The 401-nt window shown below is 66.8% G+C and carries 1 protein-coding gene; it reads left to right on the top strand.

Translation table 11 applies throughout. The annotated features are described in order from the left end of the window. A partial coding sequence (locus M3225_RS29155) for an aconitase family protein (protein ID WP_251400794.1) occupies window positions 1-401 on the top strand: 401 nt, incomplete at both ends.

Below are 401 nucleotides of genomic sequence, written 5' to 3' on the forward strand. Positions count from 1 at the left end.
GTCGAACACGACCTCGTCGACCTCGAGGGCTCCGAGTCGTTCCCCGCGTCGGACCCGCCGGGCAACTCACCGGACGACGAGTACAGCGCGCACCACCACCACCACCACAGTCACGCGCCGACCATCGGCTCCAAGCCGACTCCGGTGGTCATGGCCGACGGCGAGAAGTTCACGCTCGACCACGGCGCCGTCACGATCGCGGCGATCACCTCGTGCACGAACACGTCCAACCCTTCGGTCATGCTGGCGGCCGGCCTGCTGGCCCGCAACGCGGTGAAGAAGGGGCTCAAGGCCAAGCCGTGGGTCAAGACCACGCTGGCTCCGGGCTCGAAGGTCGTCACCGACTACTACGAGAAGGCCGGTCTGACCCAGGATCTCGAAGACCTCGGGTTCTTCACGGT

Source organism: Priestia aryabhattai (genome assembly GCF_023715685.1).
Lineage (GTDB): Bacteria > Bacillota > Bacilli > Bacillales > Bacillaceae_H > Priestia > Priestia aryabhattai_B.